This is a genomic window from Petroclostridium sp. X23 (genome assembly GCF_030013905.1).
Classification (GTDB): domain Bacteria; phylum Bacillota; class Clostridia; order SK-Y3; family SK-Y3; genus X23.
Map to the genome: position 1 here is coordinate 3,254,054 of NZ_CP124862.1, position 25,178 is coordinate 3,279,231.

Below are 25,178 nucleotides of genomic sequence, written 5' to 3' on the forward strand. Positions count from 1 at the left end.
CGTTCACCCTTCTAATAATTTAAGAGAAGTTCATAGTTCACAGAAAGAAATCGGTGAACTATAGATAAAAAACTTTAAAGTTATGTTTAACCAATGTGGTAATTTATCCTTTAAAATATACCTAGGTATTTTTTATATTAGGGGCGGACGACCCTGTCCGCCCGGTGCCTTACTGTAATATTTTCGGGTGGACAGAGTCGTCCGCCCCTACGAAATCCTAATTGATATTACCATATATACCTTGGAAAATTAAAGTCTAGAGTTCGTTATCTATATCTATATGAACTATGAACCATTAACTTACATCTGCCAGATCGATATATTTATATCCATGCTCCGCAATAAAATCTTTTCTTCCCTGCAAATTATCACCTAAAAGCAGTTCGAAGACATCCTGCGTCTTTTCAATATTCTCAGGCAATACTTGGATTAACTTCCTTGTATCAGGGCACATGGTGGTCTGCCACATCATTTCAGGTTCATTTTCCCCTAGTCCCTTCGAACGTTGAATGGTATATTTGTCTTTCAATTTTGATATTACGGCATCCTTTTCTCTATCGGTATATGCAAAATATGTCTTGTTTTTCGTACTAATTTCATACAAAGGAGATTCAGCAATATATACCTTGCCTTTATCAATAAGGGTAGGAACCAGTCTATACAGCATGGTCAATATTAACGTCCTAATTTGAAATCCATCCACATCGGCATCAGTGCATATAATAATCTTATTCCATCTTAGGTTATCATACTCAAAAGAGTGCAAGTCTTTATTATGCTTGGATTTAATCTCTACCCCGCATCCTAGAACCTTTAAAAGATCTATAATAATATCATTCTTAAAGATCTTATCATAGTCCGCTTTTAAACAGTTAAGAATCTTGCCCCGTACGGGTATAATCGCTTGAAATTCCCCATCCCGGGCTAGTTTACATGCTCCCAATGCAGAATCTCCTTCCACAATATACAACTCTCTTCTTTCAAGATCCTTGGTACGGCAGTCAACAAATTTTTGTACTCTATTTGTCATATCCAGACTTCCGCCCAACTTCTTCTTAATATTAATTCTAGCTTTTTCAGCGGTCTCTCTGCTTCTTTTATTGATTAAAATCTGCTCTGCGATTTTATCCGCTTCTACCTTATTTTCGATAAAATATATCTCCAACTGCTGTTTTAAAAAATCTGTCATGGCTTCTTGAATAAACTTATTGGTGATCGCTTTTTTGGTTTGGTTCTCATAGCTTGTTACGGTTGAAAAAGAATTACTGACTAAAATCAAACTGTCTTGGATATCAGTAAATGTTACTTTTCCTTCATTCTTATTATATTTACCGTTGCTCTTAAGATATTGATCTATTACATAGATAAATGCGTTTTTAACTGCTTTATCAGGAGAACCGCCGTATTCCAAAAAGCTGGAATTATGATAATACTCCAGTAAATTTATCTCATTATTAAAACAAAATCCGGTCTGCATCTTTACTTTATATTCCTGCTTGTCTTCCCGGTCTTTACCTTTTTTTTCCGCTTCATAACATTGTATATCCGTAAAAGATTTATCTGCACTCACTTCTTTTATATAATCAATAATACCATTATCATATTTGTACTCATAAGTTGTATCGGTTTCTTCGTCGTATAAGCTGAACAGCAGTCCTGCATTAACAACAGCCTGCTTTTTCAGTATGTTTTGAAAATATTCAAGAGGAATATCTATATCCGTAAACACTTCAATATCCGGTCTCCATTTTATAATGGTTCCGGTTCGCTCATATTTACAAGCTTCTTTTTTTAGTCCTCCGATATTTTCTCCCTTTTCAAAGTGAAGTTCATATTTAAAACCATCACGGTATACCATGACATCCATATACTCAGAACTATACTGGGTAGCACAGCTGCCTAAGCCATTTAACCCTAAACTGAATTCATAGTTTTCTCCCGTATTATTTTTATACTTACCTCCGGCATAAAGCTCACAGAAAACCAGTTCCCAATTATATCTTTCTTCCTTCGCATTATAATCCAGAGGAATACCTCTTCCTCTGTCAATTACCTGAATGGACCGGTCTTTATACCTTACCACTTCAATAATACTGCCGTAACCTTCTCTTGCTTCATCTATAGAATTTGATAATATCTCAAATACAGAATGCTGGCATCCTTCAATACCATCAGAACCAAAAATTACACCCGGCCGCAGCCTAACCCTGTCAGCACCTTTCAATGACGATATACTTTCATTTCCGTATTCATTGCCTTTTATATTCTTTGGCATTTTATATTCCACCTTCTGTCATCTACATATGGTACATATTATTTACTTTACGTAACACTAAAACAATACACCAAACATATGTTTGTGTCAAGTTTTTATTCTTCGTCTGGTTGTAATAATCTAACAACTCATTATTATACATTAAAAAAGGGATAAAACCTATAAAATTTTTAGTTTTTCCCTTTTAGATTATCATTTTTCACTAAAACGATATTAAATATGTCAAAATTCTTTCAGTCAATTTATATTTCTATTTCAACATCTTTCACATATTTCCTGCTTATCAGCTTTCTTTTTTTTCTGTTCTCTTTGCTCTCAAATATGGTATCCATATCATAATCCTCAGGATAAAGTTCTTTGCCGTCAATATATAATGACAGTCTCTTTCGATTTACTCTAAACTTCTTCTTTTCAATCATTATTCCAATCTCACCTCGAGAGTTCTCCACCTCGCAAACGATCCCCCTACGATTCATACTGCTAACAAAAACGCAGTCACCGATTTTGAAAGTATATTGTTTTTTTTGGTTTGCTGCTGTTTTTCTTATATGCTCCCTTTCTTGGTGCTGTCTCAATTGCTCCCCATGGGATTGAATGACTTCTATATTCTTTAGATTTTCTTTTTTCATATCCGCTACAATATAAGTATAATCTTTCTTCTCATAATACGTGACTTCATGCGCTCTTTGAATAATATTTAAGTCCATTCCCAATCGTAACGCAATCAAAAATGCGTTACTCTGACCTGCTTTCCCAATAGTCAGACGATACAAGGGCTTTAGTGTTTGGATATCAAACTCCATACATCCATTTTCAAATCCCTCACTTTCATCGGCAAAGCTTTTTATTTCGCTGTAGTGCGTAGTAGCAATGATGGTCGATCCTTTCCGATATATCTCCTCCAATACGGCAATTGCGAGTCCCATACCTTCCCCAGGGTCGGTACCTGCGCCCAGCTCATCCAATATTACCAGCGTATGCGGTCCTGCACACTCCATAATACTAATAATATTGCGGATGTGGGATGAAAATGTGCTGAGAGATTGTTGTATGCTCTGGCCATCACCAATATCAGCAAGAATATCAACAAAAACAGCCAGTTCACTTTCTTTTTCAACCGGAACATGTAATCCTGATTGAGCCATCATAGTCAACAGGCCTACCGTCTTTAACACCACTGTTTTCCCTCCGGTATTAGGTCCTGTAACAGCCAGAGCTTTATACCCTTTACCGATTGTAAAATACAACGGTACGGCTGCCTTGCCGATCAACGGATGCTTTCCTCCTTGAATATCAATATAGTTATCTGTATTAAAACTGACGGTCATCCCCCCTATGACTTTACTGTATTTGGCTTTCGCAAATAAAAAGTCATAGTGAATCATCGTCTCAATATCTATTGAAAGCTCTTGCTGATAAGTTTCTACTAATCCGGTTAAGAAATAAAGAATCTTATATTCTTCCTTTTCCTCTTCTGCCTTTAACTCATATAGCTCATCTTGAAGCTTCTTAACTGCCATAGGTTGAATGAATACGGTAGACCCTGTCGCAGAGCTGCCCACTATGGTACCCTCTATATTTTTTCTATACTCATTTTTTATAGGTATTACATATCTTCCATCTTTTATACTTACCAAATTGTCTTGCAAACACTCACGATAAGCCGAAGATTTCAGGATGCTATCCAGTTTTGACTTAATTCTTTCTTCTATGGTAGCTATCTTTTTTCTGATTTTTAGAAGTCCGGCACTTGATTGGTCACATATTCTTCCGTTCTCAATGCATCGTTGGATTTCAGACATCAAATCTTCCAACGGATGAGTGGATAATATATAACTACTGATCCGTGGCGCAATGTTTTTTTTGTCATCCATAAACCTTATCATTTTGCCAACATCTTTTAGCAGCCGCGCTATAATAGTTAATTCTTCAGGAAGCAAAGGCATACCTTTGCCAAGTTTGCCTAGTATCTTTGAAGTACCTTCAAGATTATGCAATGGGATACTTGCACTTTTATCAATCACTGCCCTTGCTTCTGTTGTTTCATTGAGCCATCCCTCTATGATATTAATATCAATAGACGGGCATAAATTTTTTATTTGTGCCTTTCCCTCCTCTGAGATCGCATATTCCATTATGTCCTCTTTTATTTTTTGATATTCCAGTAATTCAATAGCTGTTTGATTCAATGTGTTTACCTCCTATACGTTTTTTAATTTACAACAAAAAAGGGCTGCAAATGAACACAAGTCCATCTGCAACCCTTAACTATTACTATTCATTTAAACTCGAAGCCATACTGATATATGCGTAGAATCATATATAGCATGATCGATCTGCTAAGTTTAAATAAAAAAACCACGCTTAAGAAGCATGGATTTAAAGACTATAAAAAGGTTAAATTTTTCCAGTGTTCTTAACTAAATAAGGCCTAAAAGAAGAACATGACGAACACACCTGAAATCTGCCAAAATTTCATCCTTCTCTTAAACACCAATATTCATTTAGGTTAGTTAAGAACTCCTACTATCATAAAACACTCTCCATATATTCGTTACATTCTTATGGTATCACAATATCTTTTGCCGTTCAAGACTTTTTAAAATATTAAAATCTTAACATTGACAGCTATCCGCTTGAGAGATATAATAAAATTAACAATAAAATACTAAATCATACGACTGGCGGAAGTGGAGTTAACCACAGGGAGTATGATTTTAAAAGAATTGCCGACCGCCTGGGCACAACAATTGTTCTGTTCAGGCGGTCGGCAATTCTTTTCTATACTTTGAAACTGCCCCTCCTGATCATACTAAAATAATTGTTTAGGAGGGATTTCTATGTTATTTGACGCATGGAAAGGGTTCTACGCAGGAGCATGGCAGCATTCTATCGATGTATCAAATTTTATTCAACCCAATTACACACCTTATAACGGAGATGAAACGTTCCTACAACCTGCTACCGAAAAGACAAAACAGCTCTGGACAGAATGCCTGCGGCTAATGGAGCTTGAGCAACAAAAGGGTGGCGTATTGGATATAGACACAAATACTGTAACCTCTATTGTATCTCATAAATCCGGATATATTGCTAAAGGTCTTGAAACAATTGTAGGTCTCCAGACAAATGCACCTTTAAAGAGAGCCATTAATCCTTATGGGGGGATACGTATGGCCAAACAAGCATGTGAGTCTTATGGGTATACACTTTCACCGCAAATTGAAGAAATTTTTACACAATACCGTACAACACATAATGAAGGTGTCTTTCACGCTTATACCGATGAAATGAGGAAAGCAAGAAAATCAGGAATCATTACAGGATTACCCGATGCATACGGACGAGGCAGAATTATAGGTGACTATCGCCGGGTAGCATTATACGGTGTAGATTATCTGATACAACATAAAATACTGGATTTGAAGCAATTAGAACAAAAACCTGCCAATGATGAACGTATCCGTATCCGTGAAGAAGTACTCTTTCAAATCATGTCCCTTAAGGAACTCAAACAAATGGCTCTGGATTACGGATATGATATTTCATTACCTGCCTCCAACGCGCTTGAAGCCGTACAATGGACTTATTTTGCTTATCTGGGCGCAGTCAAGGAGCAAAATGGCGCAGCAATGTCACTAGGTAGAGTCAATACTTTTTTTGATATCTATATAGAACGTGACCTTTCAAAAGGAATACTTACTGAACAAGAGGCCCAGGAATTGATTGACCAATTCGTAATAAAGCTCAGGATGGTAAGACATCTAAGAACACCTGAATATAACGAATTATTTGCCGGAGACCCGGTTTGGATTACCGAGGCCATTGGCGGCATAAATTGTGACGGTAAGCACCTCATTACCAAAACTGCTTACCGCATACTGCACACACTATATAACCTAGGGCCTTCCCCTGAGCCTAACCTAACTATACTTTGGTCGGTTTCTCTACCACCAAACTTTAAAAAATACTGTGCAAAAGTTTCTATGGAAACCAGTTCTATTCAATATGAAAATGATGATTTAATGCGTCCTGAATATGGGGATGACTATGGTATTGCATGTTGTGTATCTGCTACAAGATTAGGCAAAGATATGCAGTTTTTTGGGGCCCGTTGTAATCTCCCCAAACTGCTTCTTTTAGCGTTAAACGGAGGAAAAGATGAACTTACCGGCAAACAAGTCGGCCCGGTGAGCGAAATTTATCCCCATGAGACACTTGATTATGATAAAGTTATTAACATTTTCGGCAGCTATCAACAATGGTTGTGTGAACTGTATGTAAATATAATGAATACCATTCATTATATGCATGATAAGTATGCTTACGAAAAACTGCAAATGGCACTCATTGATACGCAGATTAACAGAAATATGGCCTTCGGAATTGCCGGTCTATCGGTTATTGCCGATTCTCTTAGTGCCATAAAGTATGCTAAGGTAAAACCGGTTAGAAATGAAAATGGACTTATTACCGATTTTTTAATAGAAGGTGATTTCCCCAAATACGGAAATAATGATAGTGATGTAGATAAGATTGCTGTTGAAGCAGTTCAAGGTTTTTATCATAATCTTAAACAGTATGCTGCCTATAGAAATGCAAAACATACGCTTTCCATTCTTACCATTACCTCTAACGTGGTATATGGAAAAAAAACCGGATCTACGCCCGATGGTAGAAAAAAAGGTGAACCATTTGCACCTGGTGCCAACCCGTTACATGGCAGAGACCGAAAAGGATTGCTTGCGGTTCTGAACAGCTGCAGCAAATTACCGTATGAAAACTGTCGTGATGGGATTTCAGTCACTGCCACCATCGTTCCTAAAGCATTGGGTCATACATCCGACATAAAAATGAATAATCTGAGCGCCATAATTGACGGGTATTTCTTTAACAAAGGCCATCATATCAATATTAATATACTGGATAAGGAAATGTTAACAGATGCAATGGATCATCCCGAAAAGTATCCGCAACTTACTATCAGAGTATCCGGATACGCGGTTCACTTTAACAAGCTAAGCCGATGCCAGCAGCAAGAAGTGTTGATGAGAACATTTTATGATAGATTCTAATATTGCTAGAAATAAAAAGCAGGAGAGATCTCTTAAAGGGAGAACTCCTGCTTTGAATCTAAGAAACCGGCTTTATTTATGATTAAAACAATCCATATCCTCCATAAGGACCATAGCCCGGGCCGTATCCGTATCCCGGACCGTATCCATATCCCCGACCATAGCCATATCCTCTTCTTCTTAGTAATTCACGAATCAAAAGTATCCCGGCTAACCCTCTAAGCAATCCCCTGGGGCCATAATACTGATTTGTTTCACTGTCAGAACGTATGCCATATTCCTTATACATCTCCGGATGGTCCATACTGCATTCTTCCATTATTTCATCTGTCATTTTTTCTATAGCTTCATAGCTTGGATACATACACATCGACGGATTGTAATGAGTATCCATCATATCACATTTCCTCTTTACCACAGGATAAACGATGTAGTATATATCCGGATATTTCATTGGCTCATAGTCCATCATATCGGGATAACACTGATGCATATAGTCCTGATAACAACCATAATTCATACTTATATCTCCTTTCTAATGATCATTGATTTGTCTCTTATTATCATTATATGGACTTATGTTAATTCAGTGACAATTTTCATAATGACATAAAAAAACGTGCTTATTCATAAACACGTTTTTTTATTATCGACTTTTCAATATATATATTTGCCTTGATTTGCAATTAACCATTCTTGATAGCTGCTGTAATCGTTTAAAGCTTTATTAAGTGCCGGCCAAATATCCGGCGTTTCATATCCTCTTCTCCATGACGCCACTCCTGCTAATCCATATTTATGCACCAACGAAGTTTTAAGATTTATTGAATCCGTATCCTCTATCCAGATCTTATAAGTCTTATTTCCTTTTATATAAGTTGCAAGACGCTGCCCACTCGGCTGATCCCATATAACCTTTCCGTGATTATCATTAATTAGATCATTCGCCTTTTGCATGGAAATCGGAAAAGTATTTAACACTCTTCCATTTTGCTCCTCCCATAGTCGTGTATAAAACGGCAATCCTAGCAGCATTTTATCGGCAGGAACTTGTTCCAACACTCCTTGCAAACCTTTTTCAACCCAGCTGTATTGAGCAACCGAGCCGCTTTTTTTGCTCCAACTTCCATTCTGATCGTATGCCATCAAAACAATATAGTCTGCAGCTTCACCGAGCGCATTCCTATCATAACACATTGACCATGTCCAGCTGGTAGGCTCAATCTTTGTAACATCCACTGAAGTAATGAGACCCTGCTCTCTTAAAACCATTGCAAGCTCCCTCACAAACTGAGACAATACGTGTCTATCACTATAGTTAACATTTTCAAAATCCACATTAATTCCATCCAGCTTATATTTATTAGTGTATTCAAGTAAAAGCTCTATACTTTTTTTGCGTGCCTGCTCACTGTTCAGAACCTTATTGGAAGCATCCAAATCAAACTCATTTCTAAAAAGCCCCCACACATCATAACCTTTATTATGAGCCCACTCGATAAACTTATTATCACCCATGTCCATCATATGAATGCTGCCTTGCCAGTTCTTATAGACAACAGGGTCACTCGGTTTTACGCCGAGTTTATGCGTATCCTTACGAAGTTCAAACCATGTAGGAGCAGTTACATTTAGTCCTTCCATAGCATCAACATTTGACATATCCGGTGTTTTTACCGCTATTTGTTCCCACACAAGATTGATTTTTTTATCCTGTAATAGTCTTTCATCCACATTATAAACTTTCCAGCCATCCTTCATCTTTCTTAGACTGAATTTCTTTTCAGCCTTATATGTTTTTGTTCTATTAGACCCGTCTTGATAGGATCTGGAATATCTAACGTCATATGTGATCACGGCTGTAGCTGTATTTTTTCTTATCTCAATAACTTTTATATTGATATTATTCAAGTATTCTTTTACATTGATTTTTTTTTGTTTGTATAATTTAATGATTTCCGCCTTTGTCTTATTACTGTCATTTTCCTTGCCCATGGAATGACTTAAATTAAATTCAATATTGCTATCTTTATTATTTTTTTTCTCTATATACTTATCCATATATTCTCTCAAAAGATTTTGTACAGCATTTTTTGCTTTGACCTCTTCACCGATACCCTCCTTGGCACTCAACATTCTCTTTATCATTACTGCTGCTTCTGCTCTTAACGCATTGCTTCCGGGCCTAAACGTATTATCCGCATATCCGTTGATAATACCGGTATTTATCGCTGCATTCAACTCCGACTTATATTTATATCCACTTTTAATATCCTTAAAACTTCTTGTTGTTGACACAGCTTCTTTCTCCAAATCCATCGCTCTGACCAGTAAAAGGACTATTTCTTCCCTACTAATGAATCTATTTGGTGAAAAAGTACCATCCGGATTTCCTTTAGTAATACCTGTCTCTTTTGCAACTATCAGCACATTATAATACCAATCATCGGTTTTGACATCTTTAAATGGAGATAAACCTTCAGATACCTGGCTATCATAACCTAATGCTCTAACCAGTAGTGCTATAAACTCAGCTCGACTAATCAAGCTATCGGGATTTGCTTGTCCACTATTTCCTTTAATAATTCCCATATAAGATAGATTTTTTATATCCTCTTCTGCCCAGTGCCCTGAAATATCTTTCATAAAAAAACTATCACTGATCTGAAAAGCTAAAACGCTCATTGGTATAAATAAGAATACAATAACTATAATAGATAAAGCCATGATACTTTTCTGCATTATTTGTCTCTTCACTGCCATCCCCCTTATTTTTTTGATTTCCAAGTGTAAGAGACACACTATTTATATATTAACATTATGTAAACTATTATTCCAGAGGCAATACATGGGGACAAAATAAAAAAGATCCTTCAAACTCTAAAGTCCAAGGATCCTTTTATATGAATTTAACATTTATATCGCTGCCGGCGGCGTATTCTCTGTTTGCTCAACAGGCGCAGCGGGAACTGGTTCTGTTGTTTCTACAGGTACCCCCGATTCTTGTTCCCCTACTGTTACGTCAGGCACTACTACCTCCTTCTCTGGCTCTGCTGCAGGGACAACAACTCCTTCTTGTTTTTGCTGTACTGTCTGCTCAGTTTCTTTGCCGAGCTGTACTGCAGCCTTTTTCGTGCCTATTTTTTCTATATTTTCAATAGGTCTGTACGTGCTCCTTGTTATTAACTCTTTTTTAATTACTTTTCCATCTTGTTTTACAATCTTGTATGTGTCAACGACATATCCGTTGCCACCTTTTTGCTCTATCACGGTTTTCCCCTCTTCTAGATTAGGGTCTTCAATAGCCTTTGTTGTAAATGGTATGGTCTGAATCACTTGATTTTCAATCTCTATAGTTCTACCAGGATGGTCATTCGTACCTAGTATATCAAATGTTACATGACCGTTTTTTAATGTGGACATCACCTTTATAGGCCATGCCGTATTATTCTTAAATTTAAAATCTATCAATCCGTACACTACTGTCGCATCCTGCCCCATTGGAACATAAGATACCGTCATCGAATGATTTAAACGGTCTAGCACTTCCAAATCAGAATAAAGTACAGCATTATACAATGTAGAAGATATCTGACAAATACCTCCTCCAATACCGTCTACAATCCTGCCGTTTTCATATACTTTAGCATTCTGAAAACCTGTATCTTCAGACCGTACTCCTACAATATCATTATAAGAGAAAATATCTCCTGGTCCTAATGCCACTTCATTTATTTTTGATGCTGCCAATATTACGTTATGACTTCTTTGTATCTGATTTACATTAAATGTCGTAGTATATGAAGCTAATTTATCTCTAAATAGCAGTCGTTCCAATGCTTCCTTTGTTATTTCCGGCTGGGCAATTTTAAGTGGAATCTCATATTCTTTTCCTTGTTGATTATCACTTGACATGATTTCCTTTGCTTTCTCTTTATCAAACGATATACCTGCTTTATGCTCGCGGATGTGTATACGATAATCTTTTATTTCATAGTCTGCGTTAACCGGTTTAGAATAAACCTTATTATACAACTCTTCTACGCTCATCTGTTTAGGATATACTACCCGTGGGTCTATTTCTACAACTTCAGTATGATTAACCTGAATTGCTTCATTAACCTGATTTACTGCTTCATCTATATTTATCATTTGACCCTGCATTCCATTTTTTATAATTAGACGGTCATCAACAACAGATATATCATTTTCTTTTACAGGTATATCTGTTTCATTTGCTAGCTCTTTAATTTTTTTTTCTAATTTTACTAAATCGACTTGTATTTCTAATGGTATGATAATGCTATTTTTTTTAGCAGTCACTATTGTAATTAATTTATTAATAAAACTGCCTTCTCTGCCAACATTAAATGCTTTTAATACAGCATCTTCTATATCATACTCTGCATCAATGTCCTTATATTTTATCTCTAGACTCTTTCCTTTGCTTGATATTGTTATATTTTGTTCATCCAATGCTGATTGATATTTTTCTGTAAGTTTATTAATAGCAGATTCTTTACTTTCACCGCCTACATAAATATCATTAACATGAACTCCTGTATATACCTTTGGATAATTAAGCAAGTTATATGCCCCAATGCTTATCAATATGGAAGTTATAGAAAAAATTACAACAAAATATATCAGTCCATATTTTATAATATTCGAATTTGTTTGCCGGCTATCTTGCTGTTGTATTGGTTTCTCTTTTATATGTTCGTCCATAGCCTTGCCCCTTTCATTAGACATGCATACTACCATTCTAACGTTAAATATGCATAGTATACAAGATTTATTTAGAATTGTAACTATAATGTTATATTCTATTAGCTCTAGAATACTATAAAAATGTTTCTAAAATATTAAATATCTATAAGAAATTATTTCCATAGGTTTTATTATATCTATACGATAATTGATTTCATCTTATTCTTATTCTTATTAAAAAGAAATATTAAATGAATAATTACGTAAATCCATCAGTGTGTATATAAAATTATCAAATTTAATACGTATCTTTATATATTTTTAAAGTTGATAAACATATTAATGTATGTTAAAATATTCACGAAACTACTTTTAATACTTTTTTCATACTAAGCCTCCTTATTCTACGCAATAAGGAGCTTTTTTTATCAGGTCTTATAATAATAGCTTACATCCATTGTATTATAAAACTCTGTCGTACACGCTCTAAAAACACACCAATCTTTCCATTCTCCTTGAAAACCTCTTAGTTTTTTAACAACATCCTTCATTTGATTTTTATCCGCTTCCATATACTCGCTTATTTCATCTTCTAATGCGTCCTCAAGTATGTTACCTCCTGTTTCTTTTAACCGGAATATATAAGAATAAAAATTTATTTCTTCACCCTCACAACAGAAACAATATTTAATAACACCTAAGAATTGAGGTCTGTCAGTGACCAGTCCTAATTCTTCCTTGATTTCCCTATTCAATGCATCAATAATATCTTCACCATAATTAATACCTCCTGTAGGGACTCTATAAATACCTTCAGGATAAGAATCTGTTCTTATCACGATAATTTTTTGATTCATTCGCTCAACCGCAAAAGCAACTTCTCCTCTTCTGTCATTTATAACATTATACTTAATCTCTTCAAAAAACTTCCGGTTTGTAATATGTAAAGTTACTTCTTTTTCTACTGCATTTATTCCATAATGATCCTTTAATATTTCAAACTCTCTCTGATCAAATATATTTTTCACACATATTCTCCTTCTATGTTTGTCACTTAAATGATTATATTGTATATATACCTAACTTTCAACATTTTAATCTATATTTTATGAAATTAAAAACTGCAGCTGTTTTAAAAACACTGCAGTCTTATCATCATAGTTTTTATTATAATTAAGGATTGTTTGTGGATAACTCAAAATATTTTTATTAGAGTAACATAATGCTTAACTTGTTGATACATAACTCTTTTAAGCTTAGCATACATTTCTATTATCAACAATATCAACAGGCTTGTGGATAACTTATTAAGTTTTCCACAACAATTCACAACCCTTATAAGTCCAACTTCATATCTCCAGACTTTATCCAATTCATTTTTCGAAGTGCTTCAGAAAAAATTAGAGACAATATGGAAGGTAAAATAAAATGCATTAGAGCAATTTTTATTAATACATCTGCTCCTCCACCCATAGCCTCACTACTTAATGTTGTAATCTGCCCCACTAGACCGGATGTTCCCATCCCAGCTCCGGCAGGAACGTTTTTCATTTTAAATATCATTGTACTAATTGGCCCTAGAACTATACTGGTAAGCACAGCCGGCAGCCATATTCTTGGATTTCTAATAGTGTTGGGAACTTGAAGCATTGAGGTTCCTAATCCTTGTGCAATTAATCCTCCAAATCCATTCTCCCGGAAACTTGCTACCGCAAAACCGATCATGTGTGACGCGCATCCTGCTGTAGCGGCTCCAGCTGCCAATCCTGTAATTTTAAGTGAAATGGCCAACGCAGCACTGCTGATAGGCAAAGTTAGAATGATCCCCATCACTGTAGATACTAATATACCCATGATAAACGGTTCTTGAGTAGTGGCAAAATTGATAAAACTTCCTATTTGAGCCATAAGTGAAGCCATAAAAGGTCCAATAAAAATTCCTGCCATACCCCCTGTAATAATGGTAGTAGATGGCACCAGCACAATATCTACTTTTGTTTCACCGGCAATCAATTTTCCAAATTCAGCTCCTACTGCAGCAGCAATAAAAGCGCTTACAGGTTCTCCGGGCAGTGTAAATAAAGCAGGGTTACCCGTAAGTAAATATGTCGCCTGAGCCCCTATTGCGCCAGTAATGATAGATGAATAAATAACCAGGTTCGGCGCTTTTAGCCCTGCAGCAACTGCTGCACCAATCGCAGGACCCATCATTATTTTTGCAATCTTTGCTAATGAAATCAGCATTGTAATATTAAATGCTTTCCCTATCTGCTCCAATATTAATCCAACGATTAATGACGCAAATAAGCCTAGCGCCATCGCACCCAATGCTTCAATACCATATCGTTTTACTGAAAACTCTATGTTTTTCCTTTTTAAAAATCCGATTTTTTGCTGGCTGTCATTGTTGTTTACATTCATATGCATCCTCCATGTCTTGATATCTGTCTTGTCATATCCAGTAAAAATATATCATATTTTTATTCGATTAACAAGTATCTTTTCTCTAAAAGCGCTTTCTCTATTCTATTAATGTCTTCTTCATTCCTATATTCTATAGTATGCAAATGAATTCCACTGGTTAGGTCACTGAGAGGCTTTATATTTCTATTATCAATTTTTTTTATAAATTCATCTATATCTCTCCTTGAGCTTACCATAATATTACCGGATATTTGTCCATATATACTGTGTTCTACAATAACATCTAAAATAGTACCGCCTTCATCTACAATCGTTGTTAACTCATCCCTAATATTTTCCTTCCTATGTCTGCATGCAATAGTTTTTCTCAGCTTATGACTAAAAGGAGATATTAGAACATATCCCTGCGGGGTTGCTATAACTCCAGTTCCTGCTGCTCTTAATAAAGCTATATCCTGTACAATGACTTGACGGCTCACATTTAGCATAGACGCTAAATCCGATCCACTCACCGCATTCTTATTTTTTATTAATATCTCTACAATTTTTTCTCTTCTTGATATAGGCTCCATATATATTCACTCTCCTTTTCTATTTTATCCATTTTATAATAAATTAAAAAGAATGCAGCTTTAAAACTGCATTCTTTTTAATTTATATTGTTTTCTATTTATAATTCAATATTTGATTTAATCTCGTTACACCGTAATAAATAAATGGTATAGATGCGGCAAGCTCGAATGCAACAGCTGTCCAAACCGATATAACGCCAGGCATATAAACATTTATTACTTCTTCTACATTTGGTGAGTTCAATAAACCTAATGAATAATACATTGCATATCCAATAAAAGCAATAGTCAATACCTTATATAAAATTTTTCTAAAACCCCACAATTTTACTTTATGCTTGACTTTTACCGGAACAAATGTTATAGCACATACCATTGAGAATATAAACATTACCCAAGAATAAATAAAAGGACCCTTCGTCAAAGTATCATCAAATGGCTTATAGATATAATTAAATGTATCAGCTACAACTCCCATGGTTATAAATAACATTACCGAAAGCAATATCGACCTTCCAAAAGACCTGTAATGCATTCCTCCTGAAATCAGTTTTACAAACCCATATGTCACTGCACAATAAAATGTAGGTAAAAAAACATCAAGTAAATATGCTATTCCAAATATAATCGTCATTTTAAATAAAGTGCCTAATATTAAACGTATCCAGTAGTAATAAAACCTTTTCCAATCATGATTAGCGTTAAATCTATCTGCTACGGCTAGTGCCCATTTATATGCTATAGAACTTATAAGTCTCATACCCTTTTACACACCCATTACCCGAATTTATTTATGTATTTATATTAACCCTTATAGTATAAATTGTCAACAAAAAGACAATAGAATAAATATAAATCAACTTTTTAAACAAAATACCCATATGCTTTTATCTCATATTCAACATCTTTGTTAATTTCAATTAACAAAGATGTTTCGAACACTTTATGTTTGTTTTTTTAGCTTCTCATTCTCTATAAAATGCATAGATGCATGTAAAAAGGACACTTCTATATAGAAATGTCCCTCATCAGTTCCGGCAACGACCTACTTTCCCAGGAAGTCACCCTCCAAGTATCATCGGCACTGTGGAGCTTAACTACCGTGTTCGGAATGGGAACGGGTGTAGCCTCCACGTTAAAATCACCGGAATGCCATTCAAACTTTGTTTGAATGATTGTACAATGTTTCAATGAACAATGTACAATTTTATTGCTCTTTTCTGGTACTTCATTGTACATTGGATCATTGTCCATTGTACATTTTTTAATGTACCTTCAAAACTATACAATGTAAATCATGAGTACTTCTTTGGAAAAACCTACTTCATATATATCTCTCTTTGTTTACTAATGGTCATTGTACATTGTACATTGTCCATTGTAAATTCCTTTTGGTCAAGCCCTCGGTCTATTAGTATCGGTTAGCTCCATACATTACTGCACTTCCACCTCCGACCTATCTACCACATAGTCTACGTGGGACCTTACTAGCTTACGCTATGGGAAATCTTATCTTAGGGGGGGCTTCACGCTTAGATGCCTTCAGCGTTTATCCCTTCCGCACTTAGCTACCCAGCTGTGCCATTGGCATGACAACTGGTGCACCAGAGGTGCGTCCATCCCGGTCCTCTCGTACTAAGGACAGCTCCCTTCAAATCTCCTGCGCCCGCGACAGATAGGGACCGAACTGTCTCACGACGTTCTGAACCCAGCTCGCGTACCGCTTTAATGGGCGAACAGCCCAACCCTTGGAACCTACTACAGCTCCAGGATGCGATGAGCCGACATCGAGGTGCCAAACCTCCCCGTCGATGTGGACTCTTGGGGGAGATAAGCCTGTTATCCCCAGGGTAGCTTTTATCCGTTGAGCGACGGCAATTCCACTCTCATACCGCCGGATCACTAACTCCAACTTTCGTTACTGTTCGAGGTGTCTCTCTCACAGTTAGGCTAGCTTATGCGTTTGCACTCTTTGCGCGATTTCCGACCGCGCTGAGCTAACCTTTGAGCGCCTCCGTTACTCTTTTGGAGGCGACCGCCCCAGTCAAACTGCCCACCTGACAGTGTCCCATACCCGGATTACGGGTACTGGTTAGAATTTCAGTATCTCAAGAGTGGTATCCCAACGTCGACTCCGACAACACTGGCGTGCTATCTTCTCAGTCTCCCACCTATCCTGTACATGAAATACCAAAATCCAATATCAGGCTACAGTAAAGCTCCATGGGGTCTTTCCGTCTTGTCGCGGGTAACCGGCATCTTCACCGGTACTACAATTTCGCCGGGTACGTTGTTGAGACAGTGCCCAAGTCGTTACGCCATTCGTGCGGGTCAGAACTTACCTGACAAGGAATTTCGCTACCTTAGGACCGTTATAGTTACGGCCGCCGTTTACTGGGGCTTAAGTTCACACCTTCGCTTGCGCTAAGCATTCCCCTTAACCTTCCAGCACCGGGCAGGCGTCAGCCCCTATACGTCGTCTTTCGACTTAGCAGAGACCTGTGTTTTTGCTAAACAGTCGCTTGGGCCTATTCTCTGCGGCCAGGTCACCCTGGCACCCCTTCTCCCGAAGTTACGGGGTCAATTTGCCGAGTTCCTTAACAACGCTTCTCCCGTTCGTCTTAGGATTCTCTCCTCACCCACCTGTGTCGGTTTGCGGTACGGGCACCTAACCAATATATAAGCTTTTCTCGTCAGTGTAGAATCGTCTGCTTCGCTACTTGTTTTCGCTCCCTTTCGCCGCACTCAACCAACGGTGCGGTCAGACTATCTTCCTGCGTCCCTTATATACTTATCGGCTTCGGTGGTTACGGAATTTCAACCGTATGTGCATCGACTACGCCTCTCGGCCTCGCCTTAGCTCCCGACTAACCCTGAGCGGACGAACCTTCCTCAGGAAACCTTAGGTTTTCGACGATTATGATTCTCACATAATTCTCGCTACTCATTCCGGCATTCTCTCTTCTATCTCGTCCACATGTCCTTGCGGTCATGCTTCAACCTGTCATAGAAAGCTCCCCTACCCAGTATTGCTACTGCCAAAGCTTCGGTATAGATTTTAGCCCCGTTACATTTTCGGCGCAGAATCACTCGACCAGTGAGCTATTACGCACTCTTTAAATGAGTGGCTGCTTCTAAGCCAACATCCTGGTTGTTTTAGCAACTCCACATCCTTTTCCACTTAAATCTATTTAGGGACCTTAGCTGTTGATCTGGGCTGTTTCCCTTTTGACTATGAAACTTATCTCCCATAGTCTGACTCCCGGACATCATTTATGCGGCATTCAGAGTTTGATAGGGTTCGGTAACCGGATAAGGCCCCTAGCCCATTCAGTGCTTTACCTCCGCTAAATTAATCCGAGGCTAGCCCTAAAGCTATTTCGGGGAGAACCAGCTATCTCCGAGTTCGATTGGAATTTCTCCGCTACCCACAGCTCATCCCCCAATTTTTCAACATTGGTGGGTTCGGTCCTCCACGAAATTTTACTTCCGCTTCAACCTGTCCATGGGTAGGTCACCCGGTTTCGGGTCGTATACAACGAACTGCGCGCCCTTTTAAGACTCGGTTTCCCTTCGGCTGCGGTGCTTAACACCTTAACCTTGCTCGTTACATACACTCGCCGGACCGTTCTACAAAAAGTACGACATCGCACCTTAATGTGCTTTGTCTGCTTGTAAACACAGGGTTTCAGGTTCTATTTCACTCCCCTCCCGGGGTTCTTTTCACCTTTCCCTCACGGTACTATGCGCTATCGGTCATTAGGTAGTATTTAGGCTTGGAGGGTGGTCCCTCCTGCTTCCCACAGGATTTCTCGTGTCCCATGGTACTCTGGATCCTGCTAGCTCACTTCGGTTTTCACATACGGGACTCTTACCCTCTATGGTCTACCTTTCCAGGTAGTTTTGCTAACCTTCATGATACATATTGCAGTCCGCAACCCCTAAAGTATTGCTACTTCAGGTTTGGCCTCTTCCCCGTTCGCTCGCCACTACTTAGGGAATCGATGTTTCTTTCTCTTCCTCCGCCTACTTAGATGTTTCAGTTCAGCGGGTATTCCTCCATACAGCTATGAATTCACTGCATGGTGACTGGATATTGCTCCAGCCGGGTTTCCCCATTCGGATATCTGCGGGTCAATGGCTATTTGCGCCTTACCGCAGCTTTTCGCAGCTTATCGCGTCCTTCTTCGGCTCCTAATGCCAAGGCATCCACCCTGTGCTCTTATTAGCTTGACCTTTGTTTAGTGAATAGTTAGTAGTGAATAATGAATAGTGTTATTCATCTTCCTACTGCTTTTCACCTCAACAGTCTGGTGTTCTCCTTAAGAATTATATGAGTAAAGTTTTCCTTTAAAATTGTAGTGTAATACAGTGGTTCCACTGCGATTACCCTTTTTTAATCTTTTCCTCATGTCTTTACATTGTTTAGTTTTCAAGGTACATTTGTACTTAACTAATTGTACATTGGATCATTGTCCATTGTACATTAATTAAATGGTGGGCTTAAGTGGACTCGAACCACCGACCTCACGCTTATCAGGCGTGCGCTCTAACCGGCTGAGCTATAAGCCCATATATGGTGGAGATGAGGAGAGTCGAACTCCTGACCCCCTGCTTGCAAGGCAGGTGCTCTCCCAACTGAGCTACACCCCCACATCAGGTTTAGTTAATAGTGAATAACTAATAATGAACAGTTATCTTCTATTAACTTTTGAAAGATCATTTTCTTAGTGACTGCTAACAGCTTCCATTCATAGCTTTTAAACTATTCATTATTCACTATTAACTATTCACTAAAAAGAACTTGGTCTTTCAAAATTAAATAGCGTAAGAGTTCTCGTGAAGATCATACTAATATGATCTATCGACCATAGGATTGGCTCCATCCGTTAATAATTATTAACTATTCGTTATTCACTATTAACTGGAGCTCTGCTCCTTAGAAAGGAGGTGATCCAGCCGCACCTTCCGATACGGCTACCTTGTTACGACTTCACCCCAATCATCAGCCCCACCTTCGACTGCTGCCTCCTTACGGTTAGCTCACAGGCTTCGGGTGTTACCGACTCTCATGGTGTGACGGGCGGTGTGTACAAGGCCCGGGAACGTATTCACCGCGGCATGCTGATCCGCGATTACTAGCAATTCCGACTTCATGTAGGCGAGTTTCAGCCTACAATCTGAACTGGGACCATTTTTGGCGATTTGCTCCACGTCACCGTCTTGCTTCGCTCTGTTAATGGCCATTGTAGTACGTGTGTAGCCCAGGACATAAGGGGCATGATGATTTGACGTCGTCCCCACCTTCCTCCGATTTGTCACCGGCAGTCTCGCTAGAGTGCCCAACTTAATGATGGCAACTAACAATAGGGGTTGCGCTCGTTGCGGGACTTAACCCAACATCTCACGACACGAGCTGACGACAACCATGCACCACCTGTCTTACAGTTCCCGAAGGCACTCCCAAATCTCTTTGGGATTCTGTAGATGTCAAGCCCTGGTAAGGTTCTTCGCGTTGCTTCGAATTAAACCACATACTCCACTGCTTGTGCGGGCCCCCGTCAATTCCTTTGAGTTTCAACCTTGCGGCCGTACTCCCCAGGTGGGATACTTATTGTGTTAACTCCGGCACTGGAGGGGTCGATACCCCCAACACCTAGTATCCATCGTTTACGGCGTGGACTACCAGGGTATCTAATCCTGTTCGCTCCCCACGCTTTCGCGCCTCAGCGTCAGTTACAGTCCAGAAAGCCGCCTTCGCCACTGGTGTTCCTCCTAATATCTACGCATTTCACCGCTACACTAGGAATTCCGCTTTCCTCTCCTGCACTCAAGAACTACAGTTTCAAATGCAGCCCCGGGGTTGAGCCCCGGTATTTCACATCTGACTTGCAGTCCCGCCTACACGCCCTTTACACCCAGTAATTCCGGACAACGCTCGCCACCTACGTATTACCGCGGCTGCTGGCACGTAGTTAGCCGTGGCTTCCTCCTCTGGTACCGTCATGTTTCTTCCCAGAAGACAAAAGTTTACGACCCGAAAGCCTTCTTCCTTCACGCGGCGTTGCTGCGTCAGGGTTTCCCCCATTGCGCAATATTCCCCACTGCTGCCTCCCGTAGGAGTCTGGGCCGTGTCTCAGTCCCAATGTGGCCGATCACCCTCTCAGGTCGGCTACTGATCGTCGCCTTGGTGAGCTTTTACCTCACCAACCAGCTAATCAGACGCGAGTCCATCTTATACCGGATTGCTCCTTTGATCAAACAGCCATGCGACTATCTGATATCATGCGGTATTAGCACATCTTTCGATGTGTTATCCCCCTGTATAAGGCAGGTTACTCACGCGTTACTCACCCGTCCGCCGCTAAAATTGGCATCCGATAAATCTTCAACCAATCTCCGCTCGACTTGCATGTGTTAGGCACGCCGCCAGCGTTCGTCCTGAGCCAGGATCAAACTCTCAATAAAAATTTATTGAACGTTTAATTAGCTCAAAATTATCACTAGCTTTACTTTGTTATAAAGTACGCTAAAGTTTTCTCAAATCATCAATAATTATTAACTATTCGTTATTAATTATTAACTATATTAAACGAGAACCTCTTACGCTATCCAATTTTCAAAGACCAATTCTAAAGACCGAAGTCTTTATCAGTGCTGCTGACTGAAGCAGCTTTGCTATTATATCAAACTTTAGTTCGTTTGTCAACAGCTTTTTTCTTGGTAATTTCTTCATCGCCTCTGTGAAGCGACAAAAGCTATCTTACCATGATCAACTGTGTTTGTCAATAGCTTTTTCTTTGGTAATTTCTTCATCGCTCTTTCGAAGCGACAAAAAGTATCTTAACATAATCAAGCTTACCTGTCAACAACTTTTTACTGGTAATTACTTTATCGCTCTATACAACAAAAGTTTTCTCATATCAGCTCACTTCCTTAACTTTCACCATCCACCGCTGTGAACTGTGAACCGTCAACTGTGAACTATTTTAAAGCGACAAGAGCTATCTTAACATAATCTCTTATGTCTGTCAACACCTTTTTTAGGGAAGTTTTATCCATATAATCAATGTAACTTTTCTGTATCAATTTAGCCCTCGTCAATAGTTTCATTTGATAGCTTTTAAGCTATTCATTATTCATTATTCATTATTCATTATTCACTATTCACTATTCACTAAATTAAGGTGTATATTTTATTCATCGAGCGAGAAAATATAATAAATAAACTTGGAAAAGAGGATTTATCATGGTACAAAAGAATATTAAAAAGCCATTAGTCCAAAGAATTTTAGAAGCCAATGTTCTTGGTGATGGCAATCTTTATAGTGTTACACCAACTGATGTATTAAGTAAAAGTTTTCAATCTGACATTAGTGAACAAGGAAATAGTGATAATAATGAAGAAGAGAAATAGGGGCTCTCAGCCCCTATTTCTCTTCTTCTACTTCTTCTTCTACTTCTTCTTTAATTTCTTCTTCCACTTCTTCTTCAATTCTTGCTATTGCAACCACCTTTACATCTTGTTCCATTCTTATTAAGGTAACACCTTGTGTGGTTCTACCCATTTTACTGATATCTTTAGTGGATAATCTGATAATTGTTCCATCCGAAGTGATCAGTATTATATCATCTGTATCACCAACAACTTTTATTCCTGCAACACACCCTGTTTTTTCTGTTAATCTATATGTGAATATTCCCTTTCCTCCCCTTGACTGCATTCGGTATTCTTCCAAATCGGTTCTTTTACCAAATCCATTTTCAGTCACTACAAGAAGGTCTGCATTTTCTCTTATCAAAGACATTCCTACTACATAATCTTCTTCATTTAGTTCTATTGCTTTTACTCCTTGTGCTGTTCTTCCCATTGGTCTTACATCCGATTCATTAAATCTGATAGATTGACCATGTCGTGTACCTAATATAACCTGCTGATTACCATCGGTAAGCTTTACTCTGATTAATTCATCATCTTCCCTTAATGTAATCGCAGCTAAACCACTCTTTCTTGCCGTATCATATTCCATTAAGTCAGTCTTCTTGATGACTCCATTTCTTGTGGTCATCAGCAGGTATTGCCCTTCTTTAAATTCTTTTACCGGAATCACTGCGGTGACTTTTTCATCAGGCTGGACCTCCAATAAATTAACAATGGCGGTTCCCTTTGCCTGTCTTCCGGCTTCAGGTATCTCATAAGTCTTTAATCTATACATCTTTCCTTTATCGGTGAAGAACAATATATGATGATGCGTAGAAGTTACGAAGAGTGTTTCAACAAAATCTTCTTCTCTTGTACTTAACCCTATAATCCCCTTACCGCCTCTACGCTGACTTTTATACGTATGTACAGGCAGTCTCTTAATATAACCGAAATGTGTTAAAGTAATTACATTATCCTCTTCTTCTATTAGATCTTCTATATTAATTTCATCTTCCGCAATAGTAATAGCCGATCTTCTTTCATCTCCGAATTTTTCTTTTATCACTAATAGTTCTTCTTTAATAATACCAAGCACCATACTTTCACTTGCCAAAATATCTTTTAAATATTTTATTGTTTCTAACAGCTGTTTATATTCTTCTTCTATTTTATCTCTTTCCAGTCCTGTTAATCTCGCAAGTCTCATATCTAATATAGCTTGAGACTGAACATCACTCAGACTGAATTCTTCCATCAATCTCTCTTTGGCCATAGCTGTTGTTCTAGAGCCTCGAATAATATTAATAATTTCATCAATATGATCTAAAGCGATTCGTAATCCTTCAAGAATATGTGCCCTAGCTTCTGCTTTATTAAGGTCATATTTTGTCCTTCTGACAATAACCTGCTTTTGAAAGTTTATATAATGGTCCAGTATTTCTCTTAAATTAAGTACTTTAGGCTCATTATCAACCAATGCCAACATGTTGATACTAAAAGTATCCTGCATTTGAGTATATTTATAGAGTTGATTTAAAACCACATTTGCATTGGCATCTCTTTTAAGCTCAATGACTATTCTCATACCATCTCTATCAGATTCATCTCTTAAATCGGAAATACCTTCAATCCTTTTATCTCTTACCAATTCAGCGATCTTTTCTATTAATCTTGCTTTATTAACCTGATAGGGTATTTCAGTGACAATAATTCTTTGCTTATTACTGCTAACTTGCTCAATATCCGCTTTTGACCTGACAATAACCCTGCCTCTTCCTGTCATATAAGCGTCTTTGATTCCCTGCCGCCCCATAATAATACCGGCAGTAGGAAAGTCCGGACCCTTAATATAAGCTAAGAGATCTTCTATTGTCATATTTGGATCATCAATGAGTGCAACAACTCCATTTATTACTTCTGTTAAATTATGCGGAGGAATATTGGTTGCCATTCCTACTGCTATCCCTGATGAACCATTTACCAATAAGTTTGGAAATTTTGACGGAAGTACTGATGGCTCTTTTAAACGGTCATCATAGTTAGGAACGAAATCTACTGTTTCTTTCTCTATATCAGTAAGCATTTCCATTGCAAGCTTAGACATTCTGGCTTCTGTATAACGATATGCAGCTGCCGGATCACCGTCTACAGATCCAAAATTACCATGACCATCAATAAGCGGATATCTTAGAGAAAAGTCCTGTGCCATTCGAACCAAACTATCATATACGGCAGCATCTCCATGGGGATGATATTTACCTAGAACATCGCCGACAGTGGTTGCACACTTTCTATGGGGTTTATCCGGAGTAAACCCGGCTTCATACATCGTATATAATATTCTTCTATGAACAGGCTTAAGACCATCCCTTACATCAGGCAATGCTCTTCCAACAATAACGCTCATTGCATAGTCTATATATGACTTTTTCATTTCCGCTTGAATATCAACCGGTATAATCTTCTGTGCTGAATTATCTATCATTTCTTACTGTCCTCCCTTATTTGAATAGTGGGGAGTGGAAAGTGAGGAGTGGGGAGAAGTTCTCCGTATATCAAAAACCTACTGCCATCAGCTAGTTCCCACATTCAATATAATTCCTTAAACAAATATATATGGTATTAAAATTTGTATATTTAGATATTGATGAATCATTCTATAATATTTGAACAAATTTATCATAAATAGGATTTAATAG

Annotated in this window: 12 protein-coding genes, 2 tRNA genes, 3 rRNA genes and 1 riboswitch; of the genes, 2 read left to right on the forward strand and 15 right to left on the reverse strand. The window is 38.1% G+C overall.

What is annotated here, in order from left to right; genetic code table 11:
- Positions 1-295 precede the first annotated feature (295 nt).
- Together QKW49_RS15445 and QKW49_RS15450 are read right to left on the reverse strand one after the other, a co-directional pair.
- Complete coding sequence (locus tag QKW49_RS15445) at positions 296-2,275, reverse strand: toprim domain-containing protein (protein ID WP_282863572.1); 1,980 nt, start codon at positions 2,273-2,275, stop codon at positions 296-298.
- Between the two features lie 242 nt (positions 2,276-2,517).
- A complete protein-coding gene (locus QKW49_RS15450) occupies positions 2,518-4,464 on the reverse strand; it encodes a hypothetical protein (RefSeq protein WP_282863573.1) in 1,947 nt (648 codons plus the stop codon).
- A 478-nt stretch (positions 4,465-4,942) separates the two neighbouring features.
- Positions 4,943-5,025: riboswitch (ZMP/ZTP riboswitch) on the forward strand.
- A gap of 90 nt (positions 5,026-5,115) precedes the next feature.
- On the opposite strand from QKW49_RS15450, the gene pflB reads away from it, so the two are divergent.
- Positions 5,116-7,350: a formate C-acetyltransferase gene (gene pflB / locus QKW49_RS15455; RefSeq protein ID WP_282863574.1), complete on the forward strand. Its 2,235-nt coding sequence runs from the start codon at positions 5,116-5,118 to the stop codon at positions 7,348-7,350.
- Between the two features lie 82 nt (positions 7,351-7,432).
- Here pflB and QKW49_RS15460 read toward each other — a convergent pair whose 3' ends face one another.
- The 12 genes from QKW49_RS15460 to QKW49_RS15515 all read right to left on the reverse strand — a co-directional run bounded on the left by QKW49_RS15460 (position 7,433) and on the right by QKW49_RS15515 (position 21,524).
- Positions 7,433-7,870 carry a hypothetical protein gene (locus QKW49_RS15460; RefSeq protein ID WP_282863575.1) on the reverse strand — a complete coding sequence of 146 codons (438 nt, stop codon included), beginning with the start codon at positions 7,868-7,870 and terminating at the stop codon, positions 7,433-7,435.
- 137 nt (positions 7,871-8,007) lie between these two features.
- Entirely contained in the window at positions 8,008-10,107 is a 2,100-nt protein-coding gene (locus QKW49_RS15465) for an S-layer homology domain-containing protein (protein ID WP_282863576.1), read from the reverse strand.
- Positions 10,108-10,266: 159 nt separating this feature from the next.
- Positions 10,267-12,078 (reverse strand): VanW family protein, encoded by a 1,812-nt coding sequence (locus tag QKW49_RS15470; RefSeq protein ID WP_282863577.1) that lies wholly within the window; start codon positions 12,076-12,078, stop codon positions 10,267-10,269.
- A 410-nt stretch (positions 12,079-12,488) separates the two neighbouring features.
- A complete protein-coding gene (locus tag QKW49_RS15475; RefSeq protein ID WP_282863578.1) occupies positions 12,489-13,088 on the reverse strand; it encodes an NUDIX hydrolase in 600 nt (199 codons plus the stop codon).
- Positions 13,089-13,395: 307 nt separating this feature from the next.
- The gene (locus QKW49_RS15480; protein ID WP_282863579.1) at positions 13,396-14,481 is read right to left on the reverse strand and encodes a PTS sugar transporter subunit IIC; all 1,086 of its coding nucleotides are present in this window, start codon (positions 14,479-14,481) and stop codon (positions 13,396-13,398) included.
- Positions 14,482-14,540: 59 nt separating this feature from the next.
- Positions 14,541-15,056 (reverse strand): transcription repressor NadR, encoded by a 516-nt coding sequence (locus QKW49_RS15485; RefSeq protein ID WP_282863580.1) that lies wholly within the window; start codon positions 15,054-15,056, stop codon positions 14,541-14,543.
- A gap of 94 nt (positions 15,057-15,150) precedes the next feature.
- The gene (locus QKW49_RS15490) at positions 15,151-15,816 is read right to left on the reverse strand and encodes an accessory gene regulator B family protein (protein WP_282863581.1); all 666 of its coding nucleotides are present in this window, start codon (positions 15,814-15,816) and stop codon (positions 15,151-15,153) included.
- A gap of 272 nt (positions 15,817-16,088) precedes the next feature.
- Positions 16,089-16,205: ribosomal RNA gene (gene rrf / locus QKW49_RS15495) — 5S ribosomal RNA — on the reverse strand.
- Positions 16,206-16,447: 242 nt separating this feature from the next.
- Positions 16,448-19,292, reverse strand: a 23S ribosomal RNA gene (locus tag QKW49_RS15500).
- Between the two features lie 259 nt (positions 19,293-19,551).
- A tRNA-Ile gene (locus QKW49_RS15505) sits at positions 19,552-19,628 on the reverse strand.
- 5 nt (positions 19,629-19,633) lie between these two features.
- Positions 19,634-19,709, reverse strand: a tRNA-Ala gene (locus QKW49_RS15510).
- Between the two features lie 290 nt (positions 19,710-19,999).
- Positions 20,000-21,524: ribosomal RNA gene (locus QKW49_RS15515) — 16S ribosomal RNA — on the reverse strand.
- Together the 16S, 23S and 5S rRNA genes with 2 tRNA genes alongside form the textbook arrangement of a ribosomal RNA operon.
- Positions 21,525-22,305: 781 nt before the next feature.
- On the opposite strand from QKW49_RS15515, the gene QKW49_RS15520 reads away from it, so the two are divergent.
- Positions 22,306-22,473: a hypothetical protein gene (locus QKW49_RS15520; protein ID WP_282863582.1), complete on the forward strand. Its 168-nt coding sequence runs from the start codon at positions 22,306-22,308 to the stop codon at positions 22,471-22,473.
- 13 nt (positions 22,474-22,486) lie between these two features.
- Here QKW49_RS15520 and gyrA read toward each other — a convergent pair whose 3' ends face one another.
- Positions 22,487-24,964: a DNA gyrase subunit A gene (gyrA, locus tag QKW49_RS15525; RefSeq protein ID WP_282863583.1), complete on the reverse strand. Its 2,478-nt coding sequence runs from the start codon at positions 24,962-24,964 to the stop codon at positions 22,487-22,489.
- Positions 24,965-25,178 lie beyond the last annotated feature (214 nt).

Excerpts from the sequence above, each read along its gene's own strand:
- QKW49_RS15445 (WP_282863572.1), bottom strand. The coding sequence starts at position 2,275 with ATGCCAAAGAATATAAAAGGCAATGAATACGGAAATGAAAGTATATCG.
- pflB (WP_282863574.1), top strand. The coding sequence starts at position 5,116 with ATGTTATTTGACGCATGGAAAGGGTTCTACGCAGGAGCATGGCAGCAT.
- QKW49_RS15460 (WP_282863575.1), bottom strand. The coding sequence starts at position 7,870 with ATGAATTATGGTTGTTATCAGGACTATATGCATCAGTGTTATCCCGAT.
- QKW49_RS15470 (WP_282863577.1), bottom strand. The coding sequence starts at position 12,078 with ATGGACGAACATATAAAAGAGAAACCAATACAACAGCAAGATAGCCGG.
- QKW49_RS15480 (WP_282863579.1), bottom strand. The coding sequence starts at position 14,481 with ATGAATGTAAACAACAATGACAGCCAGCAAAAAATCGGATTTTTAAAA.
- QKW49_RS15485 (WP_282863580.1), bottom strand. The coding sequence starts at position 15,056 with ATGGAGCCTATATCAAGAAGAGAAAAAATTGTAGAGATATTAATAAAA.
- QKW49_RS15490 (WP_282863581.1), bottom strand. The coding sequence starts at position 15,816 with ATGAGACTTATAAGTTCTATAGCATATAAATGGGCACTAGCCGTAGCA.
- QKW49_RS15520 (WP_282863582.1), top strand. The coding sequence starts at position 22,306 with ATGGTACAAAAGAATATTAAAAAGCCATTAGTCCAAAGAATTTTAGAA.
- gyrA (WP_282863583.1), bottom strand. The coding sequence starts at position 24,964 with ATGATAGATAATTCAGCACAGAAGATTATACCGGTTGATATTCAAGCG.